Source organism: Shewanella sp. 1311 (genome assembly GCF_059338235.1).
In genome coordinates this window covers 1,030,569-1,048,005 of record NZ_CM181686.1, presented here as the reverse complement: position 1 = coordinate 1,048,005, position 17,437 = coordinate 1,030,569, and the positions used below count along the sequence as shown (strand labels likewise).

General features: G+C 48.4%; 11 protein-coding genes. 9 read left to right on the top strand and 2 right to left on the bottom strand.

Annotated features, from left to right (window positions below):
• Positions 1-17 precede the first annotated feature (17 nt).
• The 5 genes from ispG (at position 18) to der (ending at position 5,949) form a co-directional block, all read left to right on the top strand.
• On the top strand, positions 18-1,133 hold the full coding sequence (gene ispG / locus AC5YB3_RS04685) for a flavodoxin-dependent (E)-4-hydroxy-3-methylbut-2-enyl-diphosphate synthase (protein WP_494526661.1): 1,116 nt from the start codon (positions 18-20) through the stop codon (positions 1,131-1,133).
• A 145-nt stretch (positions 1,134-1,278) separates the two neighbouring features.
• Positions 1,279-2,559 carry a histidine--tRNA ligase gene (gene hisS / locus AC5YB3_RS04680; RefSeq protein WP_006082481.1) on the top strand — a complete coding sequence of 427 codons (1,281 nt, stop codon included), beginning with the start codon at positions 1,279-1,281 and terminating at the stop codon, positions 2,557-2,559.
• A gap of 24 nt (positions 2,560-2,583) precedes the next feature.
• Entirely contained in the window at positions 2,584-3,204 is a 621-nt protein-coding gene (locus AC5YB3_RS04675; RefSeq protein WP_494526660.1) for a tetratricopeptide repeat protein, read from the top strand.
• Positions 3,205-3,215: 11 nt separating this feature from the next.
• Entirely contained in the window at positions 3,216-4,403 is a 1,188-nt protein-coding gene (bamB, locus tag AC5YB3_RS04670) for an outer membrane protein assembly factor BamB (protein WP_006082479.1), read from the top strand.
• A gap of 79 nt (positions 4,404-4,482) precedes the next feature.
• Positions 4,483-5,949 (top strand): ribosome biogenesis GTPase Der, encoded by a 1,467-nt coding sequence (gene der, locus AC5YB3_RS04665; protein ID WP_006082478.1) that lies wholly within the window; start codon positions 4,483-4,485, stop codon positions 5,947-5,949.
• Positions 5,950-6,071: 122 nt separating this feature from the next.
• Here der and xseA read toward each other — a convergent pair whose 3' ends face one another.
• A complete protein-coding gene (xseA, locus tag AC5YB3_RS04660; RefSeq protein ID WP_494526659.1) occupies positions 6,072-7,418 on the bottom strand; it encodes an exodeoxyribonuclease VII large subunit in 1,347 nt (448 codons plus the stop codon).
• Between the two features lie 120 nt (positions 7,419-7,538).
• Here xseA and guaB point away from each other — a divergent pair, with 120 nt between their 5' ends.
• The 3 genes from guaB (at position 7,539) to tadA (ending at position 11,382) form a co-directional block, all read left to right on the top strand.
• On the top strand, positions 7,539-9,005 hold the full coding sequence (guaB, locus tag AC5YB3_RS04655; protein WP_006085677.1) for an IMP dehydrogenase: 1,467 nt from the start codon (positions 7,539-7,541) through the stop codon (positions 9,003-9,005).
• Between the two features lie 119 nt (positions 9,006-9,124).
• Complete coding sequence (guaA, locus tag AC5YB3_RS04650; protein ID WP_006085676.1) at positions 9,125-10,702, top strand: glutamine-hydrolyzing GMP synthase; 1,578 nt, start codon at positions 9,125-9,127, stop codon at positions 10,700-10,702.
• A 152-nt stretch (positions 10,703-10,854) separates the two neighbouring features.
• On the top strand, positions 10,855-11,382 hold the full coding sequence (gene tadA, locus AC5YB3_RS04645; protein WP_011847339.1) for a tRNA adenosine(34) deaminase TadA: 528 nt from the start codon (positions 10,855-10,857) through the stop codon (positions 11,380-11,382).
• Between the two features lie 445 nt (positions 11,383-11,827).
• Here the strand turns inward: tadA and mltF are convergent, their stop codons facing one another.
• Positions 11,828-13,258 (bottom strand): membrane-bound lytic murein transglycosylase MltF, encoded by a 1,431-nt coding sequence (gene mltF, locus AC5YB3_RS04640; protein WP_006082473.1) that lies wholly within the window; start codon positions 13,256-13,258, stop codon positions 11,828-11,830.
• A gap of 281 nt (positions 13,259-13,539) precedes the next feature.
• Here mltF and purL point away from each other — a divergent pair, with 281 nt between their 5' ends.
• Positions 13,540-17,421 (top strand): phosphoribosylformylglycinamidine synthase, encoded by a 3,882-nt coding sequence (gene purL / locus AC5YB3_RS04635; RefSeq protein ID WP_494527164.1) that lies wholly within the window; start codon positions 13,540-13,542, stop codon positions 17,419-17,421.
• Positions 17,422-17,437 lie beyond the last annotated feature (16 nt).

Here is a 17,437-nt window from a genome sequence, read left to right as displayed (position 1 = left end):
AATAGAGCGTATTAAGCATGTATAATGAAACTCCCATAAAAAGACGTCCTTCCACCCGCATCTATGTGGGTAATGTACCGATTGGTGATGGGGCGCCGATTGCCGTTCAGTCAATGACCAATACTAAGACCACAGACGTTGAAGCGACTATCGCTCAAATTCGTGCCTTAGAAAAAGTCGGTGCCGACATAGTGCGTGTCTCAGTACCTACTATGGATGCGGCTGAAGCCTTTAAACTCATTAAGCAAGCAGTCAACGTGCCTTTAGTGGCCGACATCCATTTCGATTATCGTATTGCCTTAAAAGTTGCTGAGTACGGTGTCGATTGTCTGCGTATTAATCCGGGCAACATTGGTAATGAAGAGCGTATTCGTAGCGTGGTTGAATGCGCCCGTGACCACAATATTCCCATCCGTATTGGGGTGAATGGCGGTTCATTAGAGAAAGATCTGATGGACAAGTACAAAGAGCCCACGCCACATGCATTGCTCGAATCAGCCATGCGCCATGTGGATATTCTGGACAGATTGAACTTCGACCAATTCAAAGTCAGCGTGAAAGCCTCAGACGTGTTTTTAGCGGTTGAATCCTATCGTTTATTGGCAAAGCAAATTCGTCAGCCTTTGCATTTAGGTATTACCGAAGCGGGCGGCGCACGCGCGGGTTCAGTTAAATCGGCAGTGGGTTTAGGCATGTTATTGGCCGAAGGTATCGGTGATACCCTGCGTATTTCCCTTGCCGCCGATCCTGTCGAAGAAATTAAAGTCGGTTTTGACATTTTAAAATCGCTGCGGATCCGTAGTCGTGGGATTAACTTCATCGCCTGCCCATCTTGCTCCCGTCAAGAGTTTGATGTGATAAGCACTGTCAATGAGTTAGAACGTCGCCTCGAAGACGTGACTACCGCCATGGATGTATCTATTATCGGCTGCGTAGTAAACGGTCCGGGCGAAGCCTTAGTGTCGCATATTGGTTTAACCGGCGGACACAATAAGAGCGGATATTACGACGAGGGCGAACGTCAAAAAGAACGTTTTGATAACGACAATATTGTCGATTCCCTCGAAGCGAAAATTCGCGCTAAGGCCAGTCAAATGGCGAACCGGATTCAAATAAAAGACACAACTGAGTAATATGCATCTGCATTTGGGCATAGATTACGCCTAATGATTTTGAGCTAGGCCCCGAAACCGACGGGGTCGTTTTACGTTTTACGTTCAAAAGCCTATAATGCGTGACATTTTTTATTAATTTAGCTAAATCGGACGAGTCGATACAGTGGCAAAACAGATCCAAGCGATTCGCGGAATGAATGACATTCTGCCAACTCAAAGTCCTCTATGGCAAAAAGTGGAAGCGGTACTACGTTCGAGCGTCAGTGCTTACGGTTACAGCGAAATCCGCACTCCAATAGTGGAAAATACCGATCTCTTTAAACGCTCTATCGGTGAAGTGACTGATATTGTTGAAAAAGAAATGTATACCTTCGCAGATAATAACGGTGACAGCTTAACGCTGCGCCCAGAAGGTACGGCATCGACAGTGCGTGCGGGTAACGAAAACGGTCTGCTGTATAACCAAGAACAACGTCTTTGGTATATGGGTCCTATGTTCCGCCACGAGCGTCCACAAAAAGGCCGTTATCGCCAATTTAACCAATTTGGTGTGGAAGTCTATGGCATAGGCACTGCGGATATTGATGCTGAAGTCTTGATGCTTTCGGCACGCCTGTGGGAAAAACTCGGTATTAGCGATCACGTGTCGTTAGAGCTGAACACCTTAGGCGATCCTGCTGAGCGCGCGGTTTACCGTGATGCCTTGATTGCGTTTTTAGAGCAGCATAAAGATGCGCTCGATGAAGACAGCAAGCGTCGCATGTACAGCAATCCGCTGCGGGTATTAGATTCAAAAGATCAAAATGTCCAAGCGATTTTGGCTGGTGCACCTGAGTTGATGGATTTCCTCGGTGAAGAATCGAAGACACATTTTTCACAATTGCGTGAACTACTTGACGCAGTGGGTATCAAATACACCATTAATCCGCGCCTTGTTCGTGGTTTAGATTATTACAATCGCACTGTATTTGAATGGGTTACATCGAGTTTAGGCTCGCAAGGTACAGTACTTGCGGGTGGTCGCTACGATGGCTTAGTTGCCCAATTAGGCGGTAAAGATACCCCAGCGGTGGGTTTCGCTATGGGCTTAGAGCGCATTGTCTTGCTGCTTGAAACCTTAGAGCTGAACAAAGATATTCCGTCAGAAGTGGATGTGTATGTCACTGCCATGGGCGATAGCTGTCTGGTTGAAGCGATTAAAATTGCGCAGGAATTACGCAGCGCGCTGCCAAACCTTAAAGTGATGAGTCACTGCGGTGGTGGCAACGTGAAGAAACAAATGAAACGTGCCGACAAAAGCGGCGCGAGTGTGGCGTTACTGATAGGCGAAGATGAACTTGCCGAAGGTATGGTGACGGTTAAACATTTACGCAATGACATCGAACAACAACGGGTAGCTCGAAGTGCCTTAGGTGCATTTTTAGCTGAACTGGCCATTAAGTAATAGATCATATAAGGGGACGTGCGCGTGGAAATTTATAGCACAGAAGAACAACAAGTTGATGCTATCAAGCAGTTCTGGAAAGATTACGGAAATTCAATTTTAATCGGTGCCGTCGTCGGTTTAGGCGGCCTGTATGCGTGGAATTATTATTCTGACGTTAAAGTGGCCCAAGCGGAAGAAGCCTCAAAAGCCTTCCACGAGTTGACCACTAAATCAAGCGACGAAGCTGCAATGCTTGCGGGCGTCGCCGAGTTTTCTAAAAGTCATGATCAAAAGGGCTATCAGGCGTTGTTAGAACTGATCGTGGCTAAAACGGCGGTAGAAGCCAAGGATTACCCTAAAGCAATCGAAGCCTTGAACAAGGTTATCGCGGCTAAGCCAGGTGCTGGTTTAGATGTGATTGCAACTTTACGTGTAGCCCGAATCCAAGCCGAACAAGGTCAAATTGACGCCGCTCTGGCGACCTTAGATCAAGTCACAGATAAAGCCTTCTTCGCCCAGCGCAATGAATTAAAAGGTGATTTATTAGTACGTCAAGGTGAAGTTGAGAAAGCGAAAACAGCTTATCAAGCTGCCATGGACAATGGTGGTGTGGTGACAAGCCCAGCGCTTAAAATCAAACTTGATAGCCTAAATCAGGCATAAGGGATCCCTTGATGAAGTCTTGGTGCAAAAACCTGCTAGCCGCCGGATTAAGTCTGGCCATGTTATCCGCCTGTTCGTCGAGCGATGTTGAAGACGAGCCTGTCAGTGAGTTAACTGCCATTCAGGCGACAGTGTTCCCTGAAGTAAGTTGGAGCGCCTCTGTCGGTGATGGTGTGGGTGATTATTATTCTCGCCTCGCTCCCGCAGTCCGTTATGGAAAAATCTTTGCTGCCGATCGTTATGGCGAAGTCACCGCGTTTGATGAAGCGACTGGCGAGCGCGTTTGGACTAAAGATTTCAGCGAAGAATTTCGTGATAACGCGTTAGCAAAAAACAAAGGTGCGCGTATTGCCGCCGGTGTGACTGCTGCGCGTAATAAAGTCTTTTTAGGTGGTGAAAGCGGGCTGTTAGCCGCGCTGAACGCCGAAGATGGCCAAGTGTTATGGCATGTGATTGCGGGCGGTGAATTACTGTCAGCACCAACGGTTGCCGATGACGTCGTGGTTGTCAGCACCAGCTCAGGTTCACTCGAAGCCTTTAACGTCGATACTGGCGCTAAGTTATGGGTGTATGAAATGCAACTGCCGAATCTGACCCTGCGCGGTACCGGTTCTGCAGCTTATGAAGCGGGTGGTTTCTTCATCGGTACTGCCGATGGCAAAGTGGCTGTTGTGATTAAAAACAATGGTCAAGCTGCATGGGAACAGGCGATTTACAATCCAACGGGCGGTAACGAGTTTACGCGTATGGCCGACGTAGATATGACGCCGCTGATCCTTGGCGACAACTTATATGCGGTGAGCTACAACGGTAACTTAGTGTCGATGGAATTGCGCACGGGTCGAGTGGTGTGGACACGTAAGTATTCTAGCTTTAACGAGTTAGCCTCAGCGGGCTTAAGCTTGTTCGTCGTTGACGACCACAGCCGTATCTACTCAGTTGATAAACGTAACGGTCTAGAACTGTGGAGCAACTCTGAGTTAGCTAACCGCACTCTGACGTCACCAGCTGTGTATAAAGACTATTTAGTTGTGGGTGATTTCGAAGGTTATTTACACTTCATCGATCGCAGTACAGGGACGATTGTGGGTCGTGTCCAAGTGGACAGCTCTGGATTATACAGCCAGCCATTAGTGGTTGACGATAAAATCTATGTTCAAGGTCGCAGTGGAAAGTTAGCTGTTGTAACACTTCCATAGTTAAAAGTGTTATCCTTGCTGAGCCCCTGGAAGTGTGTTCCGGGGGCTTTTTATTGAAAAGTTTTTTAGAGGCAAAATCATGATCCCTGTAGTGGCCCTTGTTGGTCGGCCGAACGTCGGTAAATCCACCCTATTTAATCGCCTTACGCGCACGCGTGATGCGCTGGTTGCTGACTTTCCTGGCCTAACACGTGACCGTAAATATGGTCGAGCATTCTTATCCGGCTATGAGTTCATTGTGGTCGATACCGGCGGTATCGATGGCACTGAAGAAGGGATCGAGACGAAAATGGCTGAGCAATCCCTTGCTGCCATTGAAGAAGCCGATGTCGTTCTATTTATGACCGATGCGCGCGCGGGTTTAACCGCTGCGGATCTGTCGATTGCACAGCACTTACGTAGCCGTGAAAAAACCACCTTTGTGGTTGCAAACAAAGTTGACGGTATTGATGCCGATTCAGCTTGTGCCGAGTTTTGGTCTTTAGGTCTTGGTGAAGTTTACCAAATGGCGGCGTCTCAAGGACGTGGTGTGACCAATATGATCGAATACGCACTGACCCCTTATGCCGAAGCGATGGGCATTGTGCGTCAAGGTGAGGACGAAGTTACTGAAGAGCGTGAATATACCGAAGAAGAAGCCGAAGCTGAGCAAAAGCGTCTGCAAGATTTGCCTATCAAGCTGGCGATCATAGGTAAACCTAACGTCGGTAAGTCAACCCTGACTAACCGTATTCTAGGTGAAGAGCGCGTTGTGGTATTTGATGAACCCGGCACGACCCGTGACAGTATTTACATTCCAATGGAACGTGAAGGTCGCGAGTACGTGATTATTGATACCGCGGGTGTTCGTCGTCGCAGTAAAGTACATCAAGTCATTGAGAAATTCTCAGTGATCAAAACTTTGAAAGCGGTTGAAGATGCTAACGTGGTGTTACTTATCATCGATGCCCGTGAAGGTATCGCCGAGCAAGATTTGGGTCTGTTAGGTTTCGCGCTCAATGCGGGTCGCGCTTTGGTTATTGCTGTCAACAAGTGGGATGGTATCGACCAAGGTATTAAAGATCGCGTGAAGAGCGAGCTTGACCGTCGTCTTGGCTTTATCGACTTTGCCCGTATTCACTTTATTTCGGCGCTGCACGGTACAGGTGTTGGCCATTTATTTGAATCGATTGAAGAAGCTTACGACAGTGCTACGCGCCGCGTCAGTACTTCTATGCTGACACGTATCATGCAAATGTCGCAGGACGATCACCAGCCGCCATTAGTGAATGGTCGCCGAGTGAAGCTTAAATACGCTCACGCCGGTGGTTATAATCCGCCAATCGTGGTCATTCACGGTAACCAAGTGAGTAGACTGCCAGACTCGTATAAGCGCTACATGATGAACTACTTCCGTCGTTCATTGAAAGTGGTGGGTACGCCAATCCAGCTACGTTTCCAAGAGGGTGATAACCCATTTGAAAACAAGACTGAGAAGTTGACTATGAGCCAAGAGCGTCGCCGCAAGCGCGCACAAAGCCATATCAAAGACAGAAAAACCAAATAGTGTTTTTTACCAGACACATTTGAAACAAAAGGAACCTTAGGGTTCCTTTTGTGTTTTAAGACTATTTCAGTCTTACTTAAACTATGCCAGCCTTGGTTAGACTATTTCAGCGTCATGTAGATTTATTCGAGCGGCTTTATCTGAGTGACGGTTGAAATCACTTGTCCATGGCGCAATCGGGTTTGCAGGCTATCACCGATTGTCAGCTTATCCGTGGAGTCGACCACTTGATTATGGATGTCAGTGGTGATGCTGTAACCACGGCTCAAGGTAGCAAGCGGACTGACGGTTTCGAGTTGATGGGCCGCGTATTTTATCCGTTGCTCACTTTGGCTCAGTTTGTCCTGTAATGCATCCTGTAAGCGACTCGCAAGATAACTTAGGCGGTTACCCTCAATGGCGAGCTTATGCTTGGGAGATTGCTGTTCAAGGCGACTTGCGAGCAACTGCTGACGGCGGCTGAGTATGTGCAAGCGATTCGACAGCGCCGACTCCAGTCTTAATTGCATCTCATCGAGTCTTTGCTCGAACTGTTGCAAGGTCCGTTTAGGATCTTGGCGTTGCAGTCTGTGCTCAAGCAAGCTGAGCCGTCTTTCTTGTTTGAGCTGATAATGTTTCGCACTTTGTTGCAGGCGCGATAAGGCTGTTGCGAGCTTTTGTGCCTTATTGTCGCTATCTTGGGATAACAACTCTGCACCTGCAGACGGTGTTGGGGCGCGAATATCGGCCACATAATCACTGATGGTGGTGTCGACTTCGTGGCCGACGGCGCTGACCACGGGCAGGGCGCTGTTATAAATTGTGTGGGCGAGGGCTTCGCTGTTAAAACACCACAAATCTTCAAGCGAACCGCCGCCACGGGTGAGCAGTAATACATCGACTTCTAAACGCTGGTTGGCGATATTGATTGCCTGACAAATACTCTGCGCTGCAGTTTCGCCTTGAACTTGGGTCGGATAGATAATGACTTCAATTGAAGGGTCGCGCCTTGCGAGTACGTGTAAGACATCGCGAATCGCCGCGCCGGTTGGCGAAGTGATAACGCCAATGCGTTGGATATTTTTAGGCAATGATCTTTTGGTGTCGGCGGCGAATAATCCTTCGGCGGCGAGCTTCATTTTGAGTGCATCGAACTGCTGGGCGAGTAGTCCATCCCCTGCGGGCAGCATGGACTCAATTAATAATTGATAGTCGCCTCTGGGTTCATACACGCTGATCGCGCCTTTGACTAACACTTGCTGACCATTGATGGGCTTAAAGCTGACCGTTTGGTTACGGCCTTTAAACATGGCGCAACGGATCTGCGAAGAGTGGTCTTTTAAGGTGAGATACCAATGACCTGAGCTGGGGGAGGAAAAGTTGGATATTTCGCCATTGAGCCAAATTTTACCCAGTTGTCCCTCGAGAATTTGTCTGACTTCACCATTGAGCCGCGAGACAGTATAAATATTGTTTTTGGTGCCTTGCATCGAATTACTCAATTAAATGGGGATATTTGCTATTTTCCATTTACCAGTGCCGATATGCAAGGTATAATCCCGCCGCAATATTTCACCTCTAAATCCTACTCAACTGGGGAGATGTTGCATATGCTACGTTTAATTAAAGAAGCGCTTACTTTTGACGATGTGTTGCTTGTTCCTGCGCATTCGACTGTACTCCCAAATACCGCCATTCTTAAAACTCGCCTGACCAATACCATTGAATTGAATATCCCACTTGTGTCTGCCGCTATGGACACAGTTACCGAAGCTCGTCTTGCGATCGCTATGGCGCAGGAAGGCGGCTTAGGCTTTATTCATAAAAACATGAGCATTGAAAAACAAGCCGAAGAAGTTCGTAAAGTAAAAATTTACGAAGCGGGCGTGGTTCAACAACCTGTGACTGTGACGCCATCAACGACTTTAGCCGATCTGAAAGTGTTAACACTGAAGAATGGTTTTGCGGGTTATCCCGTGGTTAACGAAGCAAACGAGCTGGTCGGTATCATTACTGGCCGTGACGTCCGTTTCGTGACGGATTGGAGCAAAACGGTAGAAGAAGTGATGACGCCTAAAGCGCGTTTAGTCACTGTTGCCGAAGGCACTAAATTAGATGAAGTGCAAAAATTAATGCACTCACACCGTATCGAAAAAGTGCTTGTGGTTGATGATAACTATAAGCTGAAAGGCCTCATCACAGTTAAAGACTTCGAGAAAGCCGAACGTAAACCTAACGCCTGTAAAGATGAATTAGGCCGTTTACGTGTTGGCGCTGCAGTTGGTGCGGGTGCAGGTAACGAAGAGCGTGTTGACGCACTCGTTAAAGCTGGCGTTGACGTATTACTTATCGATTCTTCCCACGGACATTCAGAAGGCGTTTTACAACGAATTCGTGAAACTCGCGCTAAACATCCTGATTTGCAAATTATCGGTGGTAACGTTGCCACGGCTGAAGGCGCATTAGCGCTGGTCGAAGCGGGCGTTAACGCAGTTAAAGTCGGTATTGGCCCTGGTTCTATCTGTACGACTCGTATCGTAACTGGTGTTGGCGTGCCACAAATCACAGCCGTTTCAGATGCAGCCGCAGCCATGAAGAGCCTAGGTATTCCTGTTATTGCCGATGGTGGCATTCGTTTCTCTGGTGACTTAGCCAAAGCATTAGCCGCGGGTGCATCTTGTATCATGGCGGGCTCAATGTTTGCGGGAACTGAGGAAGCACCAGGCGAAACTGAACTCTATCAAGGCCGTGCATACAAGTCATATCGCGGCATGGGTTCTTTAGGCGCTATGTCTCAAGGCTCCTCTGACCGCTATTTCCAATCAGATAATGCTGCCGATAAGTTAGTCCCAGAAGGTGTTGAAGCACGCGTGCCTTACAAAGGCAAGTTGAAGGAAATCATCCATCAACATATGGGTGGTCTGCGTTCATGCATGGGCTTAACAGGTTGTGCCACCATTCTAGAACTGAATGAAAAAGCCCAATTTGTGAAAGTGACTTCAGCGGGTATGGGCGAGTCCCACGTGCACGATGTGACTATCACTAAAGAAGCGCCGAACTACCGTTCAGGTTCTTAATCGTTTGATAAGAGGGGCGGCAATAAGCCGCCCCTTTGTAAAGCGTGTGATCCAATACTCAAGGCCGGCTTTCGCCGCGTTGAGCAATGTTAAAACAATAGATGAGATAAAGGTTACACATGAGCGATATTCATGAGCACAAGATACTGATCCTCGATTTTGGATCTCAGTACACTCAACTGATTGCCCGTCGTATCCGTGAAATCGGTGTGTACTGTGAATTATGGGCTTGGGACGTAACAGAAGCCCAAATCCGCGAATTTGCCCCGAACGGTATTATTCTTGCTGGCGGACCTGAAAGTGTAACGGCTGAAAACTCGCCGCGTGCGCCTGAATACGTATTTACCGCAGGCGTGCCTGTACTGGGCATTTGCTACGGCATGCAAACCATGTCTGAGCAGCTGGGCGGTAAAGTGATCCAAGGTGTGGGCGAAGGTGAATTTGGCTACGCTCAAATTGAAATGCTGACAGATTCCTTGCTATTCAAAGGCATAGAAGACGCAGTTAACAGCGAAGGCAAACCCTTACTCGACGTATGGATGAGCCACGGCGATAAAGTGTCGGCCATTCCTGAAGGGTTTGTGGCGGTCGCTAAAACGGACACTTGCCCATTTGCTGCTATGGCAAACGAAGAGAAGCAATTCTTCGGCGTACAGTTCCACCCAGAAGTGACCCACACTCGCCAAGGCATGCGCATGTTATCGCACTTTGCCTTAGACATTTGTGGTTGTGCGGCTAACTGGAAACCTTCCTCCATCATCGAAGATGCGATTGAGCGCTTGAAGAAGCAAATTGGCGATGATGAAGTGATTTTAGGGCTTTCGGGCGGTGTCGATTCTTCGGTTGTGGCTATGTTGCTGCACCGCGCTATCGGCAAAAAACTGACCTGCGTATTCGTTGATAACGGTTTATTGCGTTTGAACGAAGCCGAGCAAGTGATGGAAATGTTTGGCGATCATTTCGGCCTGAATATCATTCACGTTGATGCGGAAAATCGTTTCCTCGACGCGATGAAAGGCGAAGCCGATCCAGAAGCTAAGCGCAAGATCATCGGCCGTGTATTTGTGGAAATTTTCGATGAAGAATCGAAAAAATGCGCTAATGCAAAATGGTTAGCGCAAGGCACGATTTATCCAGACGTGATTGAATCTGCTGGCAGCGCTACAGGTAAAGCACATGTGATCAAGTCGCACCATAACGTTGGCGGTTTGCCAGACCATATGGAACTGGGTTTAGTTGAGCCACTGCGCGAACTGTTCAAAGATGAAGTGCGCAAAATTGGTCTTGAGTTAGGTCTGCCATACAACATGCTTTATCGTCACCCGTTTCCAGGACCAGGTCTTGGTGTGCGTGTATTAGGTGAAGTGAAGAAAGAATACTGTGACTTATTGCGCCGCGCCGATGCTATCTTCATTGAAGAACTGCATAAAGCCGACCTGTACAATAAAGTCAGCCAAGCCTTTACTGTGTTCTTACCTGTACGGTCAGTTGGCGTGATGGGTGATGGCCGTAAATATGATTGGGTTGTGTCACTTCGCGCCGTTGAAACCGTTGATTTTATGACGGCCCATTGGGCACATTTGCCCTATGATTTCTTAGGTCGTGTGTCTAACCGCATCATCAACGAAGTCGATGGTATTTCCCGTGTGGTTTACGATATTTCTGGCAAGCCGCCAGCGACGATCGAATGGGAATAAGTTAATTATTTGAATTAACGATTAAAAGGCGCCTAGTGCGCCTTTTTTGTTGTTTGATGGATTAACTTAGGCTGAATGACTCAGTCGTGAAATATCTGTGTTTGACTGATATAATCCGGCATTATTTTTTGGCTAATCGGTAGAGGGTGTGAGTGGACCAAACGCAGCAAGATGAACAATCGGAGCAAGACGAGCAATGGATGCAAGTCGCTATGCTGATGGCCGAGAAAGCTGAAGCCGAGGGTGAAGTACCCGTGGGTGCGGTATTGGTTAAAGACGGTCAGCAAATTGCAACGGGTTACAATTTATCCATTAGCCAACACGATCCTAGCGCCCATGCAGAAATTTTATGTTTGCGGGAAGCGGGGCGTTTGGTCGAAAACTATCGCCTGTTAGACGCGACTTTATATGTCACGCTTGAACCTTGTGCTATGTGTGCCGGTGCCATGGTGCATAGTCGGATAGCGCGGGTGGTTTTTGGTGCTCGGGATGAAAAAACCGGTGCAGCGGGTACTGTGGTGAATTTACTGCAACACCCGGCATTTAATCATCAAGTTGAAGTGACATCGGGTGTATTGGCCGACGCCTGTAGCGCGCAATTGAGTCGTTTTTTTAAACGGCGTAGAGAGGAGAAAAAAGCCCTGAAACAGGCTCAAAAGGCGCAGCAAGCGATTGAGTAAACAGCGGTAAAAGCGACAGGATTAATCCTGAGACTGAATAAAAGTAAAGAACAGTTTCTGACGATTCAAAATACGACGATGGCGAACTTTAAGTAAAGTACGACGACGCGCGACAGTATTGCTGATGGTTTTTCTTCTCATATTGACCCCATTCATTGTTATTATCGATGCCCTGCAGAGATGTATCGCAGGTCATAACCCCAAGACAGTAGCAGTTGCACTTGAGTGCAGCAATAGCACTGGTCAGATAAGCTGAACTAAGTGATGTTTTAATCGTAAACCTGAGTTGGATCCAGCCCAGTTAAGCCAGCTTGGATCTAGTTTTGACTCTAGCTCTAGCTTCTAAACCTAAGCTCACTGAGATCACTGAGCTTAGATCTAGAAGCTGGTTCTATTCATCATTGTCTAGAAACCTAGCTCTAACGCTTGGCTCAGGCAATGCAGATTACTTAGGTTGTTCTGGGCTCAATGTTCCAGCGGGAATGGCGGGTTCTTCCGACGCAAGATCGCTCGGTTCTTCCTCGGGGTTTTGCTGTTTCGACTGATTATCCACCCAGACTAACGTGTCGTAGTAGCGGCGAATACTGTCGACGTAATGGACCGCTTCACTGCCACGGGCATAGCCGTAGCGGGTTTTTTGATAGTACTTACGTTTTTGCAGCAGTGGCAGCACTTTCTTTAAATCTCGCCACGCATTGGGATTTAACTCCATTGATTCAGCTAGTTTACGCGCATCTTCAACATGGGCATACCCTATGTTGTAGGACGCCAGTGCAAACCACATACGTTGGCTCTCGGGAATGGATTCCGGCAGACGATTGATCATATCGTTCAAATAGGCCGCGCCGCCGCGGATACTTTCTTCCGCGTCCAAACGGTTGGTGATGCCAATTTCTTTTGCCGTAGGCTGAGTCAACATCATCATGCCACGAACTCCTGTTGCTGAGCGGGCATGGGGATTCCAATGGGACTCTTGATAGCTAGTCGCCGCAAGTTTTCGCCAATCTAAATTACCCGCATGGGTTTCGAATAACTGACGATAGCGGGGCAAAACGGTTTCGATGGCGCGAATAAATGCCCGAGTATCGACATAATCGAAGCGCTTCACATGGCCAAAGTATTTTTCGTTGAGATGATCGAGCGTGCCAGCCAGTTTTTCTTGGTGCCAAAAGGCCAGTAATTGGCTCATGAGTTCATCACTGCGGGTCGGCGGTAACAGCCAGACCACATCGAGCTTTTCTTCAAGTACGGGGCCTGAACGCAAATCGGGCAAGTAGCGGCGGTTGATTTGTACGCTGCTGGAGTCGGCGATAGTGTAGTCAATTTCTTTATTCGCGATCATGGCCAGCAATTCTTCGCTGTCTTTGTCGGTAATTTGATCCCACACCAGGGTTGGATAATGCTTTTGCAATTGAGTTAATGTCTCGACAAAGGAAGAGTCGGCGATGACAGTGATCTTACCTTTTAAGTCGCTGATGTCTTTGGGCGCTGGCATGCCTTCGCGATACACCAATACTTGATTAACGCGGTACAGCGGCGGTCCTAGGCGGAATTGTTCACGCCTTGCGGGCGTTTCTGTCATGCCTGCGGCAATGAGGTCGATTTCATTCTTTTTAAGGGCTTCGTACAGCTCGGTACGGTTAGTGTAGGGCACCATTTTTAAGGGCACATCTAAGTATTCGGCGAACAATACCGCCATATCGTAATCGAAACCGCTATCACCTTGGCCCGAAGTCATATAAATCTGTGGGCCGTAGAGTGTGCCGACTCTTAACTCAGTTAATTTTTTCGGCACGAATTCTGTTTCGTCCACGGTCACCTGCTGACAGGCAGTCAGTAAGAAACCTAAGATAAGAGCGAACAGGAATCGAGTCATTAAATGTGCTTATAGTAAATAAAATCAATATTATAGATAGCGAGTTAACAGTGGGGCATGCGTGGTGAACTGGCCGACATTGGTGGGATTATATCCGTTTGTCTGCGATAACGTAAAAAAAATCATTCGTGGGGGAAAATGGCGACTAAAAATGGTCGCGTTTTTTATATCACAGGAAACACTGTTTTGCGTAAGGTCACAGGTGATTTGTGGCAGACATTTCCTTATAATAGCGCCACCTCTGACCCCTGCAATAATAAATAATAAGGTGAATAGACGTGATGGAGATCATCCGCGGAGCCCCTGCACTCTCGACGTTTAGGGTGCAAAAGCTGATGGAGGCCTGCGAAAACGCTGCGCTTCCGGTACGCCAAATCTATGCTGAGTATGTCCATTTAGCGGATTTGAGCGAGTTGCTCGATACAAATGAACGGCAGCAACTTGAAAAAATTCTCACCTATGGACCTGCGATAGAAGCTCATATCCCCCAAGGTTCACTCCTGTTTGTCACTCCTCGCCCCGGTACTATTTCTCCTTGGTCTTCAAAAGCCACTGACATCGCGCACAATTGTGGCCTTGGTAAAGTGAAGCGTTTGGAGCGAGGCGTTGCGTATTATGTCGAGTCAGATGCACTGACAGTGGCGCAGCAACAAGCCTTAAATGCGCTGTTGCACGATCGCATGGTTGAAATCATGCTTGATGATTTTGCCAAAGCCGATGTGTTATTCAAACGCACTGAGCCTGCGCCGTTTAAAAGCGTCAATATTCTTGCCGAAGGTCGCCGCGCACTTGAAGTGGCTAACACAGCATTGGGCCTTGCCTTAGCCGAAGATGAAATCGACTATTTAGTCGAAAACTTCGTCCGTTTAGGCCGTAATCCCCATGACATCGAATTGATGATGTTTGCTCAGGCGAATTCTGAGCATTGTCGTCATAAGATTTTTAACGCAGATTGGACAATTGACGGTGAAATTCAGCCTAAGTCATTGTTCAAAATGATCAAGAACACCTTTGAATCCACCCCAGATCACGTGTTATCTGCCTACAAAGATAATGCCGCTGTGATGGAAGGCTCGGTTGCCGGTCGTTTCTTCCCCGATCCTGATGGGGTGTACAACTACCACACTGAACCTATGCACATCCTGATGAAAGTGGAAACCCACAACCATCCAACCGCCATCAGCCCCTATCCTGGCGCTGCAACCGGTTCAGGTGGTGAAATCCGTGATGAAGGCGCAACGGGTCGTGGTTCTAAACCTAAAGCCGGTTTAACGGGCTTTAGCGTATCAAATTTAAAAATCCCGGGTTTTGTTCAACCATGGGAAGGTAACTACGGTAAGCCAGATCGTATCGTGAGCGCGCTCGATATCATGACCGAAGGCCCACTGGGCGGCGCGGCATTTAACAACGAGTTTGGTCGTCCGGCATTGGTGGGTTATTTCCGTACCTACGAGCAGGAAGTCAGCAGCCATAACGGCGTTGAAGTGCGTGGTTACCACAAGCCCATTATGTTAGCCGGTGGTTTAGGTAACATTCGCGAAGAACATGTACAGAAGGGCGAAATCACCGTTGGCGCTAAGCTGATTGTGCTGGGCGGCCCTGCGATGAACATTGGTTTGGGTGGCGGCGCCGCTTCATCAATGGCATCGGGTCAATCGAGTGAAGATCTCGACTTTGCTTCTGTGCAACGTGAAAACCCAGAAATGGAACGTCGTTGTCAGGAAGTGATTGACCGCTGTTGGCAGCTTGGCGATAAAAACCCTATCCAATTTATCCACGATGTGGGCGCGGGCGGTTTGTCGAACGCTTTCCCTGAACTTGTGAATGACGGCGAGCGCGGCGGTTTATTCAATCTGCGTAATGTGCCTTCAGATGAGCCAGGCATGAGCCCGCTGGAAATCTGGTGTAACGAATCACAAGAGCGTTATGTGATGTCCGTTGCCCCTGAAAACCTCGCACTATTTACTGCAATTTGTGAGCGTGAGCGCGCCCCGTTTGCGGTTGTGGGTGAAGCGACAGCGGAGAAACACCTGACCCTTAGCGACAGCCATTTCGATAATAATCCTATCGATTTACCGCTCGAAGTCTTATTAGGTAAAGCGCCTAAGATGAGCCGCGATGTGGTATCAGCCAAAGCGGTATCGCCAGCGCTCGAACAAAACAAGATTGATGTTAAAGAAGCGGTTAAACGCGTGCTGAGCTTGCCTACAGTTGCGGATAAAACCTTCCTTATCACCATTGGCGACCGCACAGTTACGGGTTTAGTTAACCGTGACCAAATGGTGGGTCCATGGCAAGTGCCTGTGGCCGATTGCGCGGTCACTGCTGCAAGCTTTGATACCTACGCCGGTGAAGCAATGTCACTGGGCGAGCGTACACCGCTGGCACTGCTTGATTTTGGCGCATCTGCCCGTATGGCAGTGGCTGAATCAATTATGAACATCGCTGGTACCGATATCGGTTCATTTAAGCGTATCAAGCTTTCTGCTAACTGGATGTCTGCTGCGGGTCACCCCGGTGAAGATGCGGGTCTTTATGAAGCGGTTAAAGCCGTAGGTGAAGAACTGTGTCCAGAGCTGAGCCTAACCATTCCGGTCGGTAAAGACTCTATGTCGATGAAGACCGCATGGCAGCAAGATGGCGCGGATAAAACCGTGACGTCGCCAATGTCATTGGTCATCACTGCTTTTGGCGTGGTACAAGACATTCGTAATACAGTGACGCCAGAGCTGCGCACAGATAAAGGCGAAACGTCTTTACTGTTAGTGGATCTCGGTGCGGGTAAAAATCGTTTAGGCGGTTCTTGTTTAGCCCAAGTGTTTGGTGAGCTAGGTGATATTGCGCCGGATCTTGATGATGCTGCACTGCTGCGCGGTTTCTTTGAAACCATGCAAAATCTAGTGGCTAAGAAATCCGTTATCGCTTACCACGACCGAAGCGACGGTGGCTTATTTACCACCTTAGTGGAAATGGCCTTTGCGGGTAATACTGGCTTAGACATAGATGTAGAAGATTTGCAGGGCACGGATTTAGAGCGACTCTTTAATGAAGAGCTCGGCGCTGTGCTGCAAGTGAGCCGCGACAACGCTGCGAAAATTGCCGCTCAGTTTGCTATCGCGGGCGTACCTTGCCACGTGATAGGGACGTTAGCTGACGATCAACGCATCACCATTAAAGATGGCGCGCGTGAAATTTTCAGTGATAGCCGTGTTGCGCTGCGTACCTTGTGGTCAGAAACCACTTATCGTATGCAAGCCATGCGTGATAACCCAGCGTGCGCACTGGAAGAGTTCAAACTTAAGCAAGACGAAAGCGATTTAGGCTTAACGGTTAACTTAAGTTTCGATCCAAGCACTGACGTTGCCGCGCCTTATATTCTTAAAGGCGCTGCGCCTAAGATGGCGATTTTGCGTGAGCAGGGCGTTAACTCCCACGTGGAAATGGCAGCTGCTTTTGATCGCGCAGGATTTGAAAGCCGCGACGTGCACATGTCTGACATTTTATCTGGCCGTATCAGCCTAGAGGATTTCCAAGGTCTAGTGGCCTGTGGTGGTTTCTCTTATGGTGACGTATTAGGCGCAGGTGAAGGTTGGGCTAAGTCGATTCTGTTTAATGACCGTGCGCGCGATGAGTTTTCACGTTTCTTTGAACGTGATTCAAGCTTTGCCCTCGGCGTGTGTAACGGCTGTCAAATGCTGTCAAACCTGAAAGAAATCATTCCAGGAAGCGAACATTGGCCACGTTTTGTGCGTAACCGCTCAGAGCGTTTTGAAGCGCGTTTCAGCTTAGTTGAAGTGCAACAGAGCCCGTCGTTATTCTTCCAAGGTATGGCAGGTTCGCGTATGCCTATCGCTGTATCGCACGGTGAAGGTTTGGCTGAGTTTGCCAGCCCTGAAGCGCTGGCGATTGCCGAAGCGTCAGGCACAATTGCCCTGCGTTTTGTCAATGGTAAGGGTGATATCGCGACTCAGTATCCACAAAACCCGAACGGCTCGCCAAATGGCTTGACGGGGATTTGTACGACCGATGGCCGCGTAACCTTGATGATGCCACACCCAGAACGTGTGTTCAGGACTGTAGCAAACTCTTGGCATCCAGATGCTTGGGGTGAAGACAGCCCTTGGATGCGTATGTTCCGTAATGCGCGAGTGACCTTAGGTTAAGCGAGTAAACTCAGCG

What these genes read in the sequence shown, in the direction of transcription:
- ispG (WP_494526661.1), top strand. Translation starts at nt 18, where the DNA reads ATGTATAATGAAACTCCCATAAAAAGACGTCCTTCCACCCGCATCTAT.
- bamB (WP_006082479.1), top strand. Translation starts at nt 3,216, where the DNA reads ATGAAGTCTTGGTGCAAAAACCTGCTAGCCGCCGGATTAAGTCTGGCC.
- der (WP_006082478.1), top strand. Translation starts at nt 4,483, where the DNA reads ATGATCCCTGTAGTGGCCCTTGTTGGTCGGCCGAACGTCGGTAAATCC.
- xseA (WP_494526659.1), bottom strand. Translation starts at nt 7,418, where the DNA reads ATGCAAGGCACCAAAAACAATATTTATACTGTCTCGCGGCTCAATGGT.
- guaB (WP_006085677.1), top strand. Translation starts at nt 7,539, where the DNA reads ATGCTACGTTTAATTAAAGAAGCGCTTACTTTTGACGATGTGTTGCTT.
- guaA (WP_006085676.1), top strand. Translation starts at nt 9,125, where the DNA reads ATGAGCGATATTCATGAGCACAAGATACTGATCCTCGATTTTGGATCT.
- mltF (WP_006082473.1), bottom strand. Translation starts at nt 13,258, where the DNA reads ATGACTCGATTCCTGTTCGCTCTTATCTTAGGTTTCTTACTGACTGCC.
- purL (WP_494527164.1), top strand. Translation starts at nt 13,540, where the DNA reads ATGGAGATCATCCGCGGAGCCCCTGCACTCTCGACGTTTAGGGTGCAA.